This is a genomic window from Mycobacterium sp. ST-F2 (assembly GCF_001905655.1).
In the GTDB taxonomy this organism is placed as follows: domain Bacteria; phylum Actinomycetota; class Actinomycetes; order Mycobacteriales; family Mycobacteriaceae; genus Mycobacterium.
This window is the reverse complement of the sequence record NZ_JMHT01000022.1, coordinates 79,681-97,954: the sequence shown is the minus strand read 5'-3', so window position 1 is coordinate 97,954 and position 18,274 is coordinate 79,681. Positions and strand designations below refer to the sequence as shown.

15 protein-coding genes are annotated in these 18,274 nt (G+C 66.7%); 6 read left to right on the top strand and 9 right to left on the bottom strand.

The window, feature by feature from the left end:
• Window positions 1-25: 25 nt before the first annotated feature.
• From EB75_RS09705 to EB75_RS09690, 4 genes are all read right to left on the bottom strand, one after another.
• Window positions 26-826 carry an IclR family transcriptional regulator gene (locus EB75_RS09705; RefSeq protein WP_073695215.1) on the bottom strand — a complete coding sequence of 267 codons (801 nt, stop codon included), beginning with the start codon at window positions 824-826 and terminating at the stop codon, window positions 26-28.
• A 254-nt stretch (window positions 827-1,080) separates the two neighbouring features.
• The gene (locus EB75_RS09700; protein WP_073695214.1) at window positions 1,081-2,544 is read right to left on the bottom strand and encodes an FAD-dependent oxidoreductase; all 1,464 of its coding nucleotides are present in this window, start codon (window positions 2,542-2,544) and stop codon (window positions 1,081-1,083) included.
• Window positions 2,541-3,449 carry a biphenyl-2,3-diol 1,2-dioxygenase gene (gene bphC, locus EB75_RS09695; protein ID WP_073695213.1) on the bottom strand — a complete coding sequence of 303 codons (909 nt, stop codon included), beginning with the start codon at window positions 3,447-3,449 and terminating at the stop codon, window positions 2,541-2,543. The genes EB75_RS09700 and bphC overlap by 4 nt, the downstream gene beginning before the upstream one ends.
• Window position 3,450: 1 nt before the next feature.
• Window positions 3,451-4,632 (bottom strand): acyl-CoA dehydrogenase family protein, encoded by a 1,182-nt coding sequence (locus EB75_RS09690; RefSeq protein ID WP_073695212.1) that lies wholly within the window; start codon window positions 4,630-4,632, stop codon window positions 3,451-3,453.
• A gap of 839 nt (window positions 4,633-5,471) precedes the next feature.
• Here EB75_RS09690 and EB75_RS09685 point away from each other — a divergent pair.
• The 3 genes from EB75_RS09685 to EB75_RS09675 are packed head-to-tail and all read left to right on the top strand — an operon-like array spanning window position 5,472 to window position 9,343.
• Window positions 5,472-7,079 carry a flavin-containing monooxygenase gene (locus EB75_RS09685; protein WP_073695211.1) on the top strand — a complete coding sequence of 536 codons (1,608 nt, stop codon included), beginning with the start codon at window positions 5,472-5,474 and terminating at the stop codon, window positions 7,077-7,079.
• On the top strand, window positions 7,079-7,879 hold the full coding sequence (locus EB75_RS09680; RefSeq protein ID WP_073695210.1) for a mycofactocin-coupled SDR family oxidoreductase: 801 nt from the start codon (window positions 7,079-7,081) through the stop codon (window positions 7,877-7,879). The genes EB75_RS09685 and EB75_RS09680 overlap by 1 nt, the downstream gene beginning before the upstream one ends.
• An 18-nt stretch (window positions 7,880-7,897) precedes the next feature.
• Complete coding sequence (locus tag EB75_RS09675; RefSeq protein WP_073695209.1) at window positions 7,898-9,343, top strand: WS/DGAT/MGAT family O-acyltransferase; 1,446 nt, start codon at window positions 7,898-7,900, stop codon at window positions 9,341-9,343.
• Window positions 9,344-9,356: 13 nt separating this feature from the next.
• Here the strand turns inward: EB75_RS09675 and EB75_RS09670 are convergent, their stop codons facing one another.
• From EB75_RS09670 to EB75_RS09660, 3 genes are all read right to left on the bottom strand, one after another.
• On the bottom strand, window positions 9,357-10,865 hold the full coding sequence (locus tag EB75_RS09670) for an acyl-CoA synthetase (RefSeq protein ID WP_073695208.1): 1,509 nt from the start codon (window positions 10,863-10,865) through the stop codon (window positions 9,357-9,359).
• A gap of 338 nt (window positions 10,866-11,203) precedes the next feature.
• On the bottom strand, window positions 11,204-12,640 hold the full coding sequence (locus tag EB75_RS09665; protein WP_073695207.1) for a WS/DGAT/MGAT family O-acyltransferase: 1,437 nt from the start codon (window positions 12,638-12,640) through the stop codon (window positions 11,204-11,206).
• Between the two features lie 299 nt (window positions 12,641-12,939).
• Window positions 12,940-13,791: an alpha/beta fold hydrolase gene (locus EB75_RS09660; RefSeq protein ID WP_073695206.1), complete on the bottom strand. Its 852-nt coding sequence runs from the start codon at window positions 13,789-13,791 to the stop codon at window positions 12,940-12,942.
• Between the two features lie 113 nt (window positions 13,792-13,904).
• Here EB75_RS09660 and EB75_RS09655 point away from each other — a divergent pair, with 113 nt between their 5' ends.
• The 3 genes from EB75_RS09655 to EB75_RS09645 are packed head-to-tail and all read left to right on the top strand — an operon-like array spanning window position 13,905 to window position 17,550.
• Window positions 13,905-15,134: a CoA transferase gene (locus tag EB75_RS09655; RefSeq protein WP_073695205.1), complete on the top strand. Its 1,230-nt coding sequence runs from the start codon at window positions 13,905-13,907 to the stop codon at window positions 15,132-15,134.
• Window positions 15,131-15,931 (top strand): acyl-CoA thioesterase, encoded by an 801-nt coding sequence (locus tag EB75_RS09650; protein ID WP_073695204.1) that lies wholly within the window; start codon window positions 15,131-15,133, stop codon window positions 15,929-15,931. The genes EB75_RS09655 and EB75_RS09650 overlap by 4 nt, the downstream gene beginning before the upstream one ends.
• A 44-nt stretch (window positions 15,932-15,975) precedes the next feature.
• On the top strand, window positions 15,976-17,550 hold the full coding sequence (locus EB75_RS09645) for an acetolactate synthase large subunit (RefSeq protein ID WP_073695203.1): 1,575 nt from the start codon (window positions 15,976-15,978) through the stop codon (window positions 17,548-17,550).
• A gap of 56 nt (window positions 17,551-17,606) precedes the next feature.
• Here the strand turns inward: EB75_RS09645 and EB75_RS29270 are convergent, their stop codons facing one another.
• Together EB75_RS29270 and EB75_RS29265 are read right to left on the bottom strand one after the other, a co-directional pair.
• Window positions 17,607-17,774 (bottom strand): hypothetical protein, encoded by a 168-nt coding sequence (locus tag EB75_RS29270; RefSeq protein WP_168176020.1) that lies wholly within the window; start codon window positions 17,772-17,774, stop codon window positions 17,607-17,609.
• 266 nt (window positions 17,775-18,040) lie between these two features.
• A complete protein-coding gene (locus EB75_RS29265) occupies window positions 18,041-18,208 on the bottom strand; it encodes a hypothetical protein (protein WP_168176019.1) in 168 nt (55 codons plus the stop codon).
• Window positions 18,209-18,274 lie beyond the last annotated feature (66 nt).

Sequence of the window (18,274 nt, the reverse complement as noted above, 5' to 3'; positions counted from 1 at the left end):
TCCGCTAGCGCTACTCGCTGGCGGCTCATGCGTACTGCAGCGCCGGGCCCATGCGCAGCGGGCGCATCGGCTGCAGCGTCGGAGCCACGCGCGAATCCTCGGCATTGCGCCAGATGCCCATGGCGGTCATGCGCACCGGCGCGGTCAGCTGTTCGAAGGCCATGCGGTTCATTGGACCACACACCGACACGGCGGCGACGGCCTCACCCTGGCGGCCGATCGGCGCTGCGACGCAACCGAATCCGGGCACCGACTCTTCGCGCTCGAAGGCGACGCCGTGGGAGCGGACCTTGGCCAGTTCGGTGGCGAGCTGCGCGCGGTTGGCGATCGAGTACTTGGTCTTGCGGCTCATGAGGTCGACCTCGGCGTCCTGGTTGTAGGCCAGGATGGCCTTGCCGACGGCGGTACAGTGCGCCGGCTGGCGGCCCCCCACGCGCGACGGCAGCACGGTCATCATGCCGTTGCCGACCTTCTCGAGGTAGACGACGTCACCGCCGTCGAGCACGGCCAGGTGGACGACCAGGCCGGTGGCGCGGTGCAGTTCGTGCAGCAGCGGGCCGGCGGCGCGGTGCAGGCGGTCCTGGTGCACGGCCAGCGAGCCGAGCTCCACCAGACGCATCCCCAGTTCGTAGTCGCGGCCGTTGCGGCGCAGCCAGCGCAGCTGCACCAGGCGCTCCAGCATGCGATGGGCGGAGGAACGGGGCAGACCTGTGCGGCGCACGATCTGGGCCAGGGTCAGGCGGCCGGGGCCGTCGAACGCGTCGAGAACCAGCGATACCCGGTCGATGACCGCGCTGGGGGTGGTGGATTCGACTGCTGCTGTCATGTCGGCCTCCAAGCTCCGTTGCTCCGTGTGTCATATTCCTATTAGGAATATTACTGTTTGTATCACACGGTGGTGCGACTTGTCACACATTTCGTCGGAACGCCGGAGAATATATGCACAACGAGGTGTCCCCGAGCCGGTTGGCAGGGGACACCTCGTGTGTCGAAATTGCAGCTTATGACCCAAAAATGGGACACGGTCCGCGGGCTGTCCGGGTGGCGACACGCGCAGCGGCGACACGCCGGGACGGGGGATCAGTTCTGCGCCGCGGACCTCCCGGCACGACGGCCGTAGAAGCTCCCGTCGCCGAGGGACACGCCGCTGGCATAACCCCAGGCAGACAGGCCTGCCGCACTGCGCCCGGCAGCGAACAGACCGGGAATCGGCGCGCCACTGACGTGCAGAACCCGGCCGTCGAGCGTCGTCAACAGGCCGCCGAGGGTGAACCCGCCGGTGCTGTTACGGAGGTCGATCGCACCGACCGGTGACCCGATCGGACGCAGCCACTGCGGCTTCTTGTGCAGCAGCGGGTCCTCGCCGTTCGCGGCGTGCTCGTTGTAATAGGCGACGGTGTTCTGCAGGACGCCCTCCGGCAATCCGATCTCGGCTTCGAGCTCGGCCACCGTCTCGCACACCCAGGTGGCCGGTCGGCGCAGGAACGGCGTCGCCGAGGTGGCGGCCATGGCCTCCTCCATGGCATCGCCGTCGATGATCAGGTAGGCGGTGTTGTCCTGGTAGTACAGCGTCTGCTGGCCGATGCGGCCCGCATAGGTGTCCTCGGCGATGTAGCGCTGGCCGAAGCCGTTCACCAGGATGCCGCGGACCAACTGCTGCGGGTCGCAGAAGAACGCCACCTCGGTGGCATCCATGTGCGCCAGGTCGGCGCCGAGCACCTGAGCCATCCGGATCGCCCGGCCGTCGTGCTGCTCGATACTCGCCGCCGGGCGGCCCGCGATGCGGGGTGCGTACTGCGCCACCATCGCGTCGCTGTAGGCGAAGCTGCCCGAGGCCAGCACCACGCCGCGGCGCGCCTTGATCGCCACGGTGTCGCTGTACCGGCGGGCGATGATGCCGACCACCCGGCCGTCGGCCTCGGTGATCAGCGACTGCACCTCGGTGTCGTACACCGATCGGACGCCCTGCGCGGTGGCCGTTTCCACGAGCGGCTTCATCAACATGTAGCCGCCACTGCGCTCACCGGCGACCTTGTCGGTCATCTGCGGCACGTGACCACGCGGCGCGGGGGAGGCGATGGTGTTGTACGGGAAGGCATTTTCGCCGCCCGTGAACATCAGGCCCTCGTCGCTCGGTGGCTCCCAGCCCGGTTCACCCCAGAACACCGGCTTGAACGGCACGCCGCAGCTCACGAGCCAGTCATAGTGGGCGACGCTGCCGGCGCAGTAGTCGTCGATCCGCTCGTCGTCCGCACCCGGACCCATGGCCACCTTCAGGAAGGCGGCCATGTTCTCCACGGAATCCTCGAAGCCACAAGCCTTTTGGAGTGCGGTGCCGCCGCCGAGGTAGATGAATCCACCGGCCATGGCGGCAGCGCCGCCCCAGCCTCCGGTGCGTTCGACGACCAGGACGTCGGCGCCGGCCGCCGAGGCTTCCACCGCGGCGGCCGCACCGGCGATGCCGTAGCCGACGATCACGACGTCGGCTTCGTCGTCCCACGTGGTGATGGACGATGCCGGAACCGGGTTCAGCTCAGCACTCATGGCAGCATGGCCCGAGGAGGAACGCCCATCCACTCATGGCCCCAGTAGCTGTCGGCGGTGATTTCCTCTGCGGTGTAATACCGTTCGTCGACCTTCATGCCTTCGGTGCCGAACTCGATGTCCCAGTCGCCGGGCGAGCGCACGTAGAACGAGACCATCTTGTCGTTGGTGTGGCGGCCCAGCGTCGAGGACAGCTGGAAGCCGTCCCGGTTCACGCGGTCGAGCGCCTGCCCGACGGCGTCGAGGGTGTCGACCTCGACCATGAGGTGGATCAGCTTCGGGTCACGCAGTGTCGCGGCCGGGCAGATCGCCAGGCTGTGGTGGCGTTCGTTGATGCCCAGGAACTGCACGCGCAGGGGGCCGAACTCCGGTGGCGCGGGCACCCGGAAGGCGCCGCGGGGCAGGAAGCCCAGCACGTCGGTGTAGAAGGTGAACAGCCCCTTGGCGTCCTGGGCCGGCAGCACCACGTGGCCGAGGCCGAGGCCTTCGGTGACGAAGCGCGCGCCGAACGGCGTCACGACAGGGCTGTGGTCCAGCACCGCGCCGTGGAACACCTCGACGTCGTTGCCGGCCGGGTCGACGAAGGCGATGACCTCGTCGACGCGGCGGGCGTCGGCCTCTTCCAGCGACAGTTGCTTCCACGGCACACCCGCGGCGTCCAGGGTGGCCTGCACCCGGCGCAGCGCGGCACCGTCGCGGACCTCCCAGCCCACGGTGACGATGCGGTCGGCGTCGCCCGGCACCACGATGATGCGCGCGGTGCGCTCGTCCATCCGCAGGTACAGCGCGTCGGGATCAGGACCGCTGCCCTTCGCGAAACCCAGTACGTCGAAAGCGAATTGGCGCCAGCGTTCGATGTCGGCGGTCTGGACCTTCACATAGCCCAGGCTCTTCAGATCACTCACGTCAGATCATGCCTCGCAGCGGGCCCTGGGGATCGACGCCGAGGCTGCTCAGTGCCGATGCGTGGAAAGTGGTGCCAGGGACGTGGATGGCGTGGGCCTGGCCGACGTGTGCGTCGCGCCAGTAGCGCTGCAGCGGTTTGTCCATGCGGGTGGCATTGCCGCCGCAGCGGGCGAAGATTTCGTCGACGGCGGATACCGCGCGCCACACCGAGCGAATCTGGGTGCGCCGGCCGGCGGCGCGGTCTTCGAAGGACACCTCCTTGCCGGCGTCGACCATGTCGTAGATGCGGTCGGCGTTGGCCAGCAGTTCCTGGCGGGCGGCGTTGATGTCGGCGGCGGCCTCACCGATGGCGTACATGACGTAGGGGTCGTCCTTGATGGCGACACCACTGGAGTTGACGCGCTCGCGCTGGTAGTCGAGGGCCGCGGCCAGGGCGCCCTCGGCGATACCGATGACGGCGGACGAGATGCCCAGCGGGAACATGGTCGACCACGGCATCAGGTACAGCGTCGAGGTCATGCCGGCCTCGCGCTGGGCGCGGCCGTCCATCACCTTGGTGGCGTCCATGGTGCGGTAGGTGGGGACGAAGGCGTCCTTGACGATGACGTCCTTGGAACCGGTGCCACGCAGGCCCACGACATTCCAGGAGTCCTCGACGATTTCGTAGTCGCTGCGGGGCAGGATCATGTGCAGCATCTGCGGCGGCATGAGGGGCTTGCCCTCTTCATCACCGAGCATGGCGCCCAGGAAGATCCACTCACAGTGGTCGGTGCCCGAGCTGAACTGCCAGCGGCCGTTGAAGATGTAGCCACCGTCGACCGGCCGGGCGACGCCCTGTGGGGCGTACGGGGAAGCCACCCACGTGTCGGTGTCGGATGCCCAGATTTCGGCGGCGACCTTCGGGTCCGCGTACGCCAGTTGATACGGGTGGACGCCGACGACGCCGTTGATCCAGCCGGCGGCGGGATCCAGGGCGGCGGTCGCCATCACGGTCTCCGCGAACTCGCGCGGGTGCACTTCGAGGCCGTCGTATTCCTTGGGCTGCAGCAGCTTGATATTGCCGGCGGCCTTCATCAGCTTCACGGTCTCGTCGGGCAGCTGGCCCAACTTCTCTGCCTCCCAGGCTTGTTCACGCAGCTGGTCGGCGATGTCACCGATCTTGTCGATAACCCGCTGGGTCATGGTCGTTGTCCTAACTCCTGTGATGGGCTAACTAATGGTTTACCGCACCCGCGGTGCACCGCGAGGCTGTTCCCGGTCAGCGGACGAAAATCCTTCACCCGGCATCGATCCGGGTCTTGCCGCTCATGGCAGCGAGTCTCCGCCCTGCCGACGGGTTCTGGTCACGGGCCGGTCCGATGGCCGGGACAGGCGGTGATAGGTCGTCCGATGGCCGGGAGGCTCGCCGATGCGGTGTGACGTGTATCTGCTTGTGCCCCATCGTTTTCTGGGTCCCGCCGCGAATCGGGACTTTGGCCTCTGGTGGACGGACCGATGGGCTCTACATCCTCGGCCGCGCTCGGCGAATCATGGCGCGTACAAGTGGACGACGGGCCGGAACAGAGGCAGTGCGATGGACGGATGGGTACGCCGTTGTGAGCGGCTGGTAGGGCGGACAACAGCCGCCGCGTTGATGCTCGTCGGCGTCAGTGCAGCCGCGGTCACGGTCGTCGCGCAGAGTCCAGGCACGCCGGTGTCGGGGTCGCTGGTCGCGGAGCCACCTGGCTGTTGGGGTCCCAATGGTGTGGACCCGGACTGCCTGGGTCCTGGACCGTACGGGCACGGCCAGTGGGGACCGGGTCCGGGAACCGCGGCACCTGGCGCCATGGTCGGTCCCGGAAACTCGGGTCCTGGCTCGGCGGAATCCGACCCCACGACGCCCTGAGTATTGCGACGGTCCCGGTGGGTTGATCGCGCCGATCACCCGCGGCCGGCCCTCTGGTCGGGACGGGTCCCGGTGCGTCGCCCGTTCACCGGGACGCCTCGTACTGGGACATGCGGCGGAGGGCTAACTTCGCCTTATGAGCAGCGCAGCACAGGTTGACGTCGTAGTTGTCGGCGCCGGGTTCGCCGGACTTTACGCATTGCACAAACTGCGGTCGGAAGGTCATTCGGTCGTGGTCTTCGAGGCCGCCTCGGATGTGGGTGGCACCTGGTTCTACAACCGCTACCCGGGCGCCCGTTGCGATGTGGAGAGCATCGACTACTGCTACTCGTTCGACAAGGACCTGCAGCAGGAGTGGACCTGGACCGAGAAGTACGCCACCCAGGCCGAAATCCTCACCTACATCAACCATGTCGCCGACCGCTTCGACCTGCGCCGCGACATCCGGCTGAGCACCCGGGTGGTGTCGGCAACCCTCGACGAGGAGACGCTGCGCTGGACGGTCACCACCGACAAGGGCGACACCGTGGTCGCGCGCTTCTGCGTCATGGCCACCGGCGCGCTGTCCGAACCGCTGCTGCCGAACATCCCGGGCGTCGAAACCTTCGCGGGCGAGACCTATCACACCGCGAACTGGCCGCACGCGGGCGTCGACTTCACCGGCAAGCGGGTCGGTCTCATCGGTACCGGCTCGTCGGGAATCCAGAGCACACCGATCGTCGCCGAGGAAGCCGCGGAACTCGTTGTCTTCCAACGCACCCCGAACTTCTCGGTGCCTGCCGGCAACGAGCCGCTCACGGCTGAGCGCGAAGCCGAGGTCAAGGCCAACTACGACCAGCGCCGCGAGCTGTCCTGGCGCAGCGGCGGCGGCTCGCCGCACATGGCGCACCCCAAGCTCACCATGGAGCTGTCCGACGAGGAGCGCCGCGCCGAGTTCGAAAAGCGTTGGCAGCTGGGCGGTGTGCTGTTCAGCAAGACGTTCACCGATCAGATGACCGACGAGGTCGCCAACGCCGAGGCGAAGAAGTTCTACGACGAGAAGGTTCGTGCGGTCATCGACGACCCGACGATCGCCGACTTGCTGATTCCGAACGACCATCCGATCGGCGCCAAGCGAATCTGCACCGATACCAACTACTTCCAGACGTTCAACCTGCCCCACGTGAAGCTGGTCAGCGTGAAGCAGACCCCGATCACGCAAATCGATGCCACCGGAATCACCACCACCGAGGACCGGTTCGAGCTGGATGCCATCATCTTCGCCACCGGGTTCGACGCTCTCACCGGTGCACTGGCGCGCATCGACATCACCGGTCGCGGTGGTCAGAAGCTCAAGGACAACTGGGCGCACGGTCCCCGGAGCTACCTGGGTCTGGGTGTCGATGGCTTCCCGAACATGTTCCTGGTGAACGGCCCGGGTGCACCGGCAGTGCTGGCCAACATGGTGCTGCATGCCGAAGCGCACGTGAACTGGGTCGCCGACGCGATCGCGTACGTCGACGCGCACGGCTATACCGCGATCGAGGCCACCACCGATTCGGTCGACGAATGGTGCGCCGAGCTGGTGCGCCGCGCCGACACGACGCTGTTCCCGAAAGCGAACTCGTGGTACATGGGCGCGAATGTGCCCGGCAAGCCACGGGTTTTCATGTTGTTCATCGGTGGCTTCGCCGCCTACAACGACATCTGCGCAGAGGTCGCCGCCGCCGGGTACAAGGGATTTGAACTGACCAAGGCCGACTGATGTCAGGGCTGTTGAACAAGGTCGCTCTCGTCACCGGTGCCGCTCGCGGCACCGGGCGAGCCCATTGCGAGCGGTTCGCCGACGAGGGCGCCGACATCATCGCCCTCGATGTGGAGAGTGCCGCAGCCGATTTGGCCGATCTTGCCGACGCGGTGAAGCAGCGCGGCCAGCGCTGCTACACCGGCGTCGCCGACGTGTCGAAGTTCGACGAGGTGAAGGCCGTCGTCGACGAAGGCGTCTGGGAGTTCGGCCGGCTGGACGTCGTCGTCGCCAACGCGGGTATCCATTCGGCGTCGGCGCCCTCATGGGAGGTGACCACCGAAGACTGGCAGCGCGTCATCGGCGTCAACCTCACCGGCGTATGGCACACGGTGAAGGCCGGCGTGCCGCATTTCGGGCCGTCCGGGGGATCCATCGTGATCATCAGTTCCACCAACGGACTTCGCGGCAGCGCCAACACCGCTGCGTATACCTCTACCAAGCATGCGGTGGTCGGCCTCGCGCGGACGTTGGCGAATGAGCTGGGGCCCAAGCGGATTCGGGTCAATACCGTGCATCCCGGGGCGGTCGGTACCGCCATGGTGCTGAACCCGGCAACTTTCAAGCGCATCCGGCCCGATCTGGAGAACCCGACCGCCGAGGACGTCGCCGAAGTCCTTGCCGCGCGCAATCTCCTGCCGGTGCCGTGGGTGGAGCCCGAGGACATCAGTAACGCGGTGGTCTTCCTGGCCTCCGACGAAGCCCGCTACATCACCGGCACCCAGCTGGTCGTCGACGCGGGATTGACGCAGAAGTCCTGACGCAGTGAGGGGTTGGCGATGAAGCGATTGAGCGGTGTGGACGCCATGATGGTCTACAGCGAGACACCGAACGTCCACATGCACACGCTGAAGATGCTCGTGGTCGACGCATCGGACTTCGACGCTGCGTTCGACTTCGACTTGTTCAGTCGCACGATCCGCGGCCGGATACATCTGTTGGAGCCGTTGCTCTACCAGTTGGTGGAAGTCCCGTTGGGGCTGCATCACCCGATGTGGCTCGACAATGCCGAGATCGACTGGGACTACCACCTGCGTCGTGCGACGGCGCCGGCTCCAGGAGGCCGTCGCGAGTTCGACCAGATCGTCGGACAGATCGCAAGCACGCCCCTGGACCGCGACCGCCCGCTGTGGGAGTTGCATTTCGTCGACGGCCTGGCCGACAACCGCTACGTCATCGTCATCAAGATTCATCACGCCCTCGCGGACGGCGTCGCCTCGGCGAACCTGATGGCACGCATCATGGACCGGCCCGGTTCGGCCGGAGACGGAAGCGACGAGGACGGCGAAAAGGCAAGCGCCCCTTACTGGTCGCCATCAACAGGCGAATTGCTGCGCGCCGCCGGCCGTGACCACCTCGCACAGATCCGGGCGTTGCCGCAGCTGGTGGCAGAGACCGCCCGCGGCGTCTCCCGGGTGCGGCGCGCGAAGCAGGACCGGGTCGAAAACCCTGACATGGCTCGCCCGTTCCAGGCCCCGTCGACGTTCATGAATCACGTCCTGCCGTCCGGCCGCACCTACGCCACCGCGACGTTGGCTCTCGCCGAGGTCAAGGAGACGAGCAAGCATCTGGGCGTCACGATCAACGACGTGGTGCTGGCGACCGCGGCCGGTGCGCTGCGGCAGCTGGCCCTCCGTTACGACGGACGCGCCGACGCGCCGCTCGTCGCCTCGGTCCCGACGAGTACCGGCACCTCGGCCGGCCGGCTGACCGGCAACGAAGTCAGTTCGTTGTACGTGTCGTTGCCGGTGCATGTTCCCGACCCGACGCAGCGGCTGCAGCTGGTACGGCTGGCCACCCAGATGTCCAAGGAGAGTCAGGCGCTGCTCGGGCCGACGCTCATCGCGACCTGGATGGGTTATCTGCCACCGTTTCTCGTGCCCGCAGTCTTCCGGCGGGTCGCGCAGCGCGAAGCGAAGAGCAACAGTCTCAACATCGTCGTCTCGAATGTGCCAGGGCCACGTGAGCGCGGCCGCTTCGCCGGGGCGACGGTCAGTGAGCTGTACTCCGTCGGACCGCTGATGGCGGGCAGTGGCCTGACCATCACCGTATGGAGCTACGTCGACCAGCTCAACATCTCGGTGATCTCCGACGATCGCACGGTGAAAGACACGCACGAGGTGACGAACGCGATGATCGATGCGTTCGCCGAAATCCGTCTGGCTGCCGGGCTTTCCGGCGCTCTGTCCGAGGTGCCGACGGCGATGGCGCAAGTCGCCCGCTGACCGTCGGCAGGCCTCACACGTACTTTTCGCGCAGTACCCGCTTGAGAACCTTGCCCGACGCATTGCGCGGTATCGCCTCGGCGAAGATCACCTTCTTGGGCAGCTTGTAGCGCGCGAGCCTGGTGCCGCAGAACTCGACGATCTGGTCCGCGCTGACCGTGCTCTCGTCGGCGACGACGATGGCGCACGCGACCTCGCCCCACTTCTCGTCGGACAAGCCGATCACCGCTACCTCGGTGACGCCAGGCATACCGATCACGACGCTCTCGATCTCGGCGGGGTAGATGTTCTCGCCGCCGGAGATGATCATGTCTTTCATGCGATCCCGGATGTAGAGGTAACCCTCGTCGTCGATCTCGCCGATGTCACCGGTGCGGAACCAGCCGTCGTCGAATGCATCGCGTGTCGCATCGGGGCGGTTCCAGTACTCCTTGAGCAGGAAGTCGGCCTTGATCACGACCTCGCCTTCGCCCTGTGCACTGATCGCGCCGTCGTCACTGCGGACGCGGACCTCGGCGAACATGCCGGCGCGCCCGGCGGACCCGATCTTGCGCAAGGCGTCCTCGCCGAGCAGCACGGTGCCGCAACCACACGACTCGGTGAGCGCATAGCCCTGCACCACCTGCATGTTCTTGGTGCCGTACAGCTCGATCAGGGCCTCGGGCATCGGTGCGCCGCCGGTCATGAAACAGCGGAAGTCAGGGGCGTCGAGTTCGGCGAACTCAGGTACCTGGCGCATGAAGTTCAACACGGCCGGCACGGCGCCGGCGGTGTTCACCCGCTCCTCGATGATCAGCGACCACATCTTCGAAGGATCGAGCTGTGGCATGGAGATCAGGGTGATACCGCGCATGGCACAGAAGATGACGGTGGTCAGCGCCGCCACATGGAACATCGGCAGTGGCAGCAGGACTCGGTCCCGGTAGCGCGAATCAGCGGTCATCGCATTGGAAATCGCGGCCGTGTGTACCGAATCATGGCTGTGCACAACGCCTTTGGGGTTACCGGTGGTGCCCGAGGTGTACATGATGAACAGGTTGTCCGAGCCGCCGCAGTCGATCTCCGGCTCGTCGGCAGCCGCGGATTCGAGGCGTTCGGTGAGCGAACCGGCGCCGCCCACCACCGGCACCCATTCGGTGATGGCGTACTCGTACTGGGTATCTGCCCTGATGGCTTCGACAGTTTCGGCGAACGCCTGACCGTAGACCAGGGCCTTGCTGCCGCTGTCGGAGAGGATGAAGGCCAGTTCGGGTGCGGTCAGGCGCGTGTTCAGCGGCACCGCGACCGCGCCGATCTTGGCCGCGCCGTAGAACAGGCAACAGAATTCGACCGAGTTGGGCATCAGCAACGCCACCCGGTCGCCTGGTCCGAACCCGAGGGAGGTCAGCACATCGGCGCACTGGTTGGCCATCGCATTGAACTGCGCGTAGCTCATGCGGACGTTGGTCGACGGCTCGACGTAGGCCTCGAGGTGCGGAGAAACGACTGCGCGTTGTTTGAGCATGCCGCCGATGTTCTTCATACGTCCTCCGTTCGGTGTTATCGCGCTGCCGGCACGATCCGGTCGCGGCGACGGGAACTGCCGCAGCCGACACTGTTTATCGTTGTATGACAACGTGATTGAGTCGCTTGCTGCCCTGAAGACGGCGACTTACCCGCGGTGGTCTGGCACGTCGGCGCGGCCCATATGTGTTGGGACAGCATCCCGAGAACCTACTCACGGATACGGGTGTGTGGAGGGCGCCGGCCCAGTCACTGGGAAATCTCGCTGCTCGGGCCGGCTGTGGCGGACGAAAATGCCGAACGCCACCGGTATGGGCCGGTGGCGTTCGGCATTTCGGGGCTCGGTGGCTCCCGGTGCTAGCTGCGTCCTCGCTGGGGTGACTTGCGGGCCGGTGCCGCCTTGCCCTCGACGAGGCCGGCCGCGATCTCGAGCTCGACGAGCGCCGGCTCGATGGCATCGGCCATGGCGTCGATGTCGTTCGCCATCTCGGGAGTGGTCACGAAGCCGAAGTCGATCCGGTCGCGGTAGCTGAAGCAGGTGATGTTGAGGCCGACGTCCATCACCAACGGGCCCATCGGCATCATCTGCTCGAGGATCGCGCCGTCCATGTACAGCGGCACGGGCGGCCCGGGCACGTTCGAGACGACGAGGTTCATCGGTTTCAGGGTGCCGCCGAGCTTGCTCGCGGTGTAGGCCCGGGCGGCCAGGGCCACGAGGCCGGGCGGCGTGGTGTCGGTCAGTCCCATGATCTGGTGCGCCGTCAGGGCTTTGGCCATTTCCTTGGCGCTCTGCGAGCTGGCGTAGATGGCCTTGATCCGTTCGGCGGGGTCGACGATGTCGGAGGCCAGCGACACCGACATGGCGCTGACCTGGTTGCCCACCTGGTCGCTGGAACTCTCGGTCCGTGTCGACACCGGGACCTGCGCGATGAGCGACTTGTCCGGCAGCTCGCCGCGGTCCTCCAGATACTTCCGCATGGCGCTTGAGACCAACGCCAGCACGACGTCGTTGACCTTCACGCCGAATGCTTCCTTGACCGCTTTCACGCGGTCCAGGGAGACGCCCGAATTGCTGACCCGGCGGTGCGGCGAGATGGGGCCGTTGAACCGGGTGTGCGGGGCGTCGAAGTACCCGGGCGGCTTGTTGGCGACGCTCAGCGCAGCAATCTGCTGACGCACGGTCTGCTCCAAGAACCGCACGACACGGTACGGCGTCTTGATGCCGATGTTGATCAGCCCGCCCAGGGCCTGTGACTCGAAGCCCGGCGCCTTGATGCCCACCAAGGACCCGCTCGGCTCGGCGGCGGGGGGCCGCGGCGTGGGCGTGAAGTCCAGCAGAATCTCGCCGAGTCCGGCTCCGGAGACGCCGTCGATGATGGCGTGATGCATCTTCATCAGCACCGCGACCTTGCCGCCCTCGACGCCTTCGATGTACCAGAACTCCCACAGCGGCCGGGACCGGTCCAGCTTGTAGGACATCAGCCGTCCCACCAACTGATCCAGCTCGCGACGGCCGCCGGGCGCCGGGACTGCGATGTGGCGAACGTGGAAGTCGAGATCGAGTTCCTCGTCCTCGACGAACCACGGCCGGTCGAGGCCGAGCGGGGCACCGGTGACCCGCCAGCGCAATTGCGGCATCTCGGGCAGTCGCGACGCCAGAAGCGCTTTCACCGACTCGAAGCTGAAATCCGGGGCGTCGGTCGGATCGTAGATGGACGACGCGGCGACGTGCATGTGCCAACTGTTCGTCTCGGCGAACCAGAAGGTTGCGTCAGCGCCTGACAAGCGATTCATGGTGCTGATCCTAGGGTGCGTGCCGAGGAGCTCGCGTGAAATCGGCCGTTTGGTACGGACTTCCGGGTGTGAGAGTCGTCTCCGGCCGTTGTGGGTGGGCAATCACCTTGGCGCGCAAGGCCGCCCGGCGTATCGACCCCCGGTCGATGTTCCCGCCCGGTCAGTTGGTAAGCCCGACAATATATTCCGCGGAATCGCAGTCGGCTCGCTAGTGATGGGGTACGCCACCGCACGATGAACGCAAGCGGCCGCGTCCACACACCGTCGGTGTGCGGGCACGGCCGCTCGGAGTCAGAAGGTCAGCGCTGCAGGAAGCCCAGCACCGTGCTTTCGAACGCTTCCTTGGCCTCGATCATCGCCCAGTGGCCACAGTTCGGGAATACGTGCAGCTCGGCGTTGGAGATGGTGCGCATCGGGATCAGCGCCATGTCCAACGGGCTGACGCGGTCGTCGCGGCCCCAGGTGAGCAGCGTCGGCGCCTTCACCTTGTGCATCTGCGCCCACGGCTGTGGCGGCGCGTCGGCCGACCGCATGAACTTCATCATCATCTTGAACGCGGCCTTGCCGTACATCCGGCGGGCCGACTCGAGCGTCTCGGGGTCGGAGGCCAGCTTCATCCGCTCTTCGATCAGCTCCTCGGTGACGATCTTCTCGTCGTAGACCATCGAGTTGAGCCAATCGATCAGGCGCTGGCGGGTGGGGTCCTCGGTGAACTCCTGCAGCAGCCGGATGCCCTCCGACGGGCCGGGGCTGAAGATGTTGGTGCCGATGCCGCCGATGGTGACCAGCTTGCCGATGCGGTCGGGGTTGTTGATGGCGAAGTTGATGCCGACGCCGCCGCCCATCGAGTTGCCGACGATGTCGACCTTGTCGATGCCGAGCGCATCGAGGAAGGGCACCACGGCGGACTGGGCGTCGATCATCGGGTGACCGCCGAAGTCGTCGCTGACGCCGAAGCCGGGGAACTCCAGGATCAGGCAGCGGAAGTGTGCCGAGAAGGTCGGCAGGATGCCGCGGAAGTTCCGCCAGCCCGTGACACCCGGGCCCGAACCGTGGAGGAAGAGAACGACAGGGGCCCCGTCATCTCCTGTGCCCTCGTCGTAGTAACGCAGCGTGCCGCGCTCGGTCTGGACTTCCTTCAGCTCAGTCATACGTTCCAAATTACGGTGTGAATGTCACGCGGCCGCGACCACCTCCCGTCCGGCGGGATTCGACGGGCCCGGGCCTGCCCGATTGTGCTGCGTAGGGCCTTTATGGTGTCCAGATGACGGTTGGTGATTCGTGCTCCTCGCGTGCGCGGCCGGAGTCCGTGCGTCCGCTGGCGGGCGTGCGCATCGTCGAGATCTCCAGTTTCGTCGCAGTGCCCCTGGCGGGAATGACGCTGACACAGCTCGGCGCCGAGGTCATCAGGGTCGATCCGGTCGGCGGTGCCGCCGACTACCACCGCTGGCCGATCACCGATGACGGCGAGAGCATCTACTGGGCGGGCTTGAACAAGGGCAAGCGATCCGTTGCGGTGGACCTACGTTCGGCGCAGGGGCAGGAGCTGGTCACCCGGCTGATCGTCGACGCCGGCGTCTTCATCACCAACGTGGCGGGTCGGCAGTGGCATTCGTACGAGACCTTGTCTGCGCTGCGGCCCGACCTGATCCACGCCGAGGTGTCCGGCCGCGCCGATGGCGGCACAGCTGTGGATTACACCGTCAACGCCGGACTGGGTTTTCCATTGGTCACCGGCCCGGCCGAGCTGCACACCCCGGTGAACCATGTGCTGGCGGCCTGGGATGTGTCGTGCGGTCTGTATCTGGCGCTGGCGGTGACGGCGGCGCTGCGGCACCGCGACAGCAGCGGCCAGGGGCAGCGGGTCGGCATTCCGTTGGAGAACGTGGCCCTGGCGACCGCCGGCAATCTCGGTTTTCTCACCGAGGTGATGGTCAACGGGGTGGGGCGTGAACGCATCGGCAACTCGATCTTCGGGCAGTACGGGCAGCAGTTCGCCAGCGCCGACGGTGCCGCGTTCATGATCGTCGCGTTGACGGGTCGGCATTTCCGGGACCTCGTCGAGGTCACGGGTACGGCGAAAGCGGTTGCCGCGCTGTCGGAATCGCTCGGCGCGGACTTCACCGACGAAGGAGAGCGGTACCTGCACCGCGACGCGCTCACGGGCCTGTTCACCGTGTGGTTCTGCGCGCACACCGCCGAAGAGATCGCCGCGGCGCTCGGCGGGACGTCAATCCTGTGGGAGCGCTACCGGGACTTCCGTGAGGTGGCTGCGAGCCCGAAGGTGACCGACAACCCGCTGTTCACCGAACTCGACCAGCCGCGCATCGGCCGGTATCTGGCACCGGGACTGCCGCTGCGGATCGACGGCGTGTACCCGGCCCCTCGCCCGGCGCCGGCGCTCGGCGACGACACCGCTGCGGTGCTGACCGAACGCCTCGGATTGACCGCCGCCGACGTCGCCCGTCTCACGGAAGCGGGGACCGTGGCGTGACGGTGTTGCCTGATTTGTTGTGGGTGTCGCCCGGAGATGGCGACGACGCCTGGGTGGGCAGGGCCGGCGGACCCGACGGCAAACGGGCCTTCGGCGGTCTGTTCATGGCACAAAGCCTGTCCGCGGCTTCGCAAACGGTGAATCCGGACATGCGCCCGACAGCGATGCACCTGCAGTACCTGCGCGGCGGTGAAGCCGGCGCGGCCACCGACTACACGGTGGCCCGGGTGTACAACGGGCGCACCGCAGCGTCGCGACGGGTCGAGGCCTTCCAGGACGGGCGGCTGCTGACCGTGGCGACGGTGTCCTACTCCGTCGATCTGCCGGGTCCCGAGCACGATGAATCATGCACACTCCCAGACGATCCCGATCAGCTGCCGCTGACCGGCCCGCCCGGGCCGGCGCCCGCGGTGCCGCTTGACGAACTCGACATCCGGATCGTCGACGACCGGTCGTCGGGCGATTTCGTCCGACGCATGTGGTGGCGGGCCACCGTGCCCATGCCCCCGGACCAGTTGTCGCACATGATGATTGCCTGCTACGTCACCGACCTGTACGGAATCGACCCGGCACTGCAGGTGCACGGTCACTCCATGCAGGCCCGCACCCACCGCAGCGGCACCACCGATTTCTCCATCTGGTTCCACCATGCGATCCGGGCCGATCAGTGGAACCTGCTGGAATCGCGTTCGCCCGCCGCGGGCCGGGGACGTGGTGTGATCACCGGAAGTCTGGTCGGCGCCGACGGCACCCGCATCGCGACGCTGGTGCAGGAAGGCCTGATCGCGGACCGGTAGTACCGTCATCCGCAGGCTGCTGGCGGAATCGGCGAAGGAGAACGATGAACGGCGCACAGGCACTGATCCGGACACTGGTCGACGCCGGCGTCGACGTCTGCTTCGGCAACCCCGGCACCAGCGAGATGCACTTCGTCGCCGCGCTCGACTCGGTGCCCGAGATGCGCGGCGTGCTCTGCCTTTTCGAGGGCGTGGTCACCGGCGCCGCCGACGGCTATGCCCGGATGGCCGAGAAGCCGGCGGCGACGCTGCTGCATCTGGGCCCGGGTCTGGGCAACGGCATCGCCAACCTGCACAACGCCCGTCGGGCCTATTCGCCGGTCGTGAACGTCGTCGGCGACCATGCGCTCGGCCACAAGAAGTACGACGCACCACTGGAATCCGACATCGACGCGATGGCCGGCACGGTGTCCGGATGGGTGCGCCGGTGTGAGAAGTTGGCCGACATCGCCACCGATGCGGTGGCCGCGATCGAGGCCGCACAGCAGGGCCAGGTGGCCACGTTGATCCTCCCGGCCGACGTCTCGTGGACCGAAGGCGCCGAGCCGGCAGCGGGGGAGCCGGCCACGAGTGCGGTGCCGTTCGACTATGGGGCCGGCGTCGATCCTGCCGAACACGACTTGATCGAGGCGGACGCGGGCGTCTTCGGCGCGGGCACCGTCATGCTGCTGGGCAGTTCGGCGTGCCGGGAACGCGGGCTTCGTGCAGCCAGTCGCATTGCCGAGGCGACGGGGACCAAGGTGCTGATCGAGACCTTCCCGGCCAGGCTGGAACGGGGCGCCGGACGGCCCAATTTCGAACGGTTGGCGTATCTCGCCGAAGCCGCTCAATTCCAGCTCACGGGTGCCGAGAACCTGGTGCTGGCCGGTGCCCGGTCGCCGGTGTCGTTCTTCGCCTACCCCGGCAAGGCCAGTGACCTGGTGCCCGCCGGTTGCCGGGTGCACACCGTGAGCGGCGACGTGGTGGCTGGGCTGGAGGCCTTGGCCGATGCCGTGGCGCCGGGTAGCGAGCCGGTGCTGACGGAACTGAAAACCCCGGAACTGCCGGCGGATTCAGCATTGACGACCCAGAACTGGGTGGAGGTGGTGGCGGCCACGTTGCCCGACAACGCCATCGTGGTGGACGAGTCCAACACCAGCGGGTTCCTGCTGCCGCAGGCAACGATGAGTGCGCCGCGACACGATCTGTTGACGCTGACCGGCGGGGCCATCGGCTTCGGACTACCGAATGCGGTCGGTGCCGCGGTGGCCCGCCCTGACCGTCCCGTCCTGTGCCTGCAGTCCGATGGCAGTGCCATGTACACGATTTCGGCGTTGTGGACCATGGCGCACGAACAGCTCGACGTGGTGACGGTGATCCTGAACAACGCCGCCTACGCCATCCTGCGGATGGAGCTGCAGCGCGTCGGCGCCACTGAGGTCGGGATGGCCAGCGGGCCGAAAGCCGCTGCCATGCTTGACCTGTCGAGCCCGACGACGGATTTCGCGGCGTTGGCGGAAGCCATGGGCGTGCCGTCGGCCAAGGCGACGACCACCGCAGAGCTGGCTGAGCTGCTCCGCGTCGGCTACGCGACTCCGGGGCCGTACCTCATCGACGCGGCGGTGCCGGCGCTGTTGTAGGTGCGGGCAAAAAAATTCGGGGCCCCTCGACGAGGGGCCCCGAATCTTGCTGACAGTCAGCGGCTCTGGTGCACGGTCGTATCGACCTGCGGCGCCGACGCGTGCTGGTTGATGTCGTTCACCCAGCCGTGGTGCGAGTAATCCGCGGATGCCGGCGCGGCCAAACCGAGTACCGCAGCAGCCATACCATTGGCGATCAGGGCGGCCAGTCCGAGCTTCTTCATTGTCCCCAACTCCTTGTTTTTGAAGCTTTGATGCTGGGTTCAACCGAGGGGGGACCTGGGGAATTTCCGCAGCGGGGCCGATGGCAGCAATTGGTCGTCGTTCGGCAGTATCGCGTCAATGTCGGCAATCGTCGCGGCAGTGCCGAAACCAAATGTGGTGATTCAGCTAACTCCCTTCTGAGGGTGGTGGGGCGCCCGGAGCTGCCTCCTTGTTCCGCACAAAAAAGTTGGGGCACCCCGAGGGGCGCCCCAACTTTCGCTGTTGCTCAGCGGCTCTGGTGCACGGTGTTGTCGACCTGCGGCGCCTCAGCGCGCGGGTGAATGTCGTTGACCCAGTCGTGGTGCGAGTAGTCCGCCGATGCCGGCGCGGCCAGACCCAGCACCGCTGCTGCCAATCCATTTGCCACCAGTGCGGCGATTCCGAGCTTCTTCATTGTCCCCAACTCCTTGTAGCCGAAGCTTTGATGCCCGGTTCAACGGGGCAGGGGCCCGGGGTATTT

Excerpts from the sequence above, each read along its gene's own strand:
- EB75_RS09675 (WP_073695209.1), top strand. The coding sequence starts at position 7,898 with ATGAAGCGATTGAGCGGTGTGGACGCCATGATGGTCTACAGCGAGACA.
- EB75_RS09690 (WP_073695212.1), bottom strand. The coding sequence starts at position 4,632 with ATGACCCAGCGGGTTATCGACAAGATCGGTGACATCGCCGACCAGCTG.
- EB75_RS09705 (WP_073695215.1), bottom strand. The coding sequence starts at position 826 with ATGACAGCAGCAGTCGAATCCACCACCCCCAGCGCGGTCATCGACCGG.
- EB75_RS09655 (WP_073695205.1), top strand. The coding sequence starts at position 13,905 with ATGACGGTTGGTGATTCGTGCTCCTCGCGTGCGCGGCCGGAGTCCGTG.
- EB75_RS09670 (WP_073695208.1), bottom strand. The coding sequence starts at position 10,865 with ATGAAGAACATCGGCGGCATGCTCAAACAACGCGCAGTCGTTTCTCCG.
- EB75_RS09660 (WP_073695206.1), bottom strand. The coding sequence starts at position 13,791 with ATGACTGAGCTGAAGGAAGTCCAGACCGAGCGCGGCACGCTGCGTTAC.
- EB75_RS09665 (WP_073695207.1), bottom strand. The coding sequence starts at position 12,640 with ATGAATCGCTTGTCAGGCGCTGACGCAACCTTCTGGTTCGCCGAGACG.
- EB75_RS29270 (WP_168176020.1), bottom strand. The coding sequence starts at position 17,774 with ATGAAGAAGCTCGGACTGGCCGCCCTGATCGCCAATGGTATGGCTGCT.
- EB75_RS09645 (WP_073695203.1), top strand. The coding sequence starts at position 15,976 with ATGAACGGCGCACAGGCACTGATCCGGACACTGGTCGACGCCGGCGTC.
- EB75_RS29265 (WP_168176019.1), bottom strand. The coding sequence starts at position 18,208 with ATGAAGAAGCTCGGAATCGCCGCACTGGTGGCAAATGGATTGGCAGCA.
- EB75_RS09680 (WP_073695210.1), top strand. The coding sequence starts at position 7,079 with ATGTCAGGGCTGTTGAACAAGGTCGCTCTCGTCACCGGTGCCGCTCGC.
- EB75_RS09700 (WP_073695214.1), bottom strand. The coding sequence starts at position 2,544 with ATGAGTGCTGAGCTGAACCCGGTTCCGGCATCGTCCATCACCACGTGG.
- EB75_RS09685 (WP_073695211.1), top strand. The coding sequence starts at position 5,472 with ATGAGCAGCGCAGCACAGGTTGACGTCGTAGTTGTCGGCGCCGGGTTC.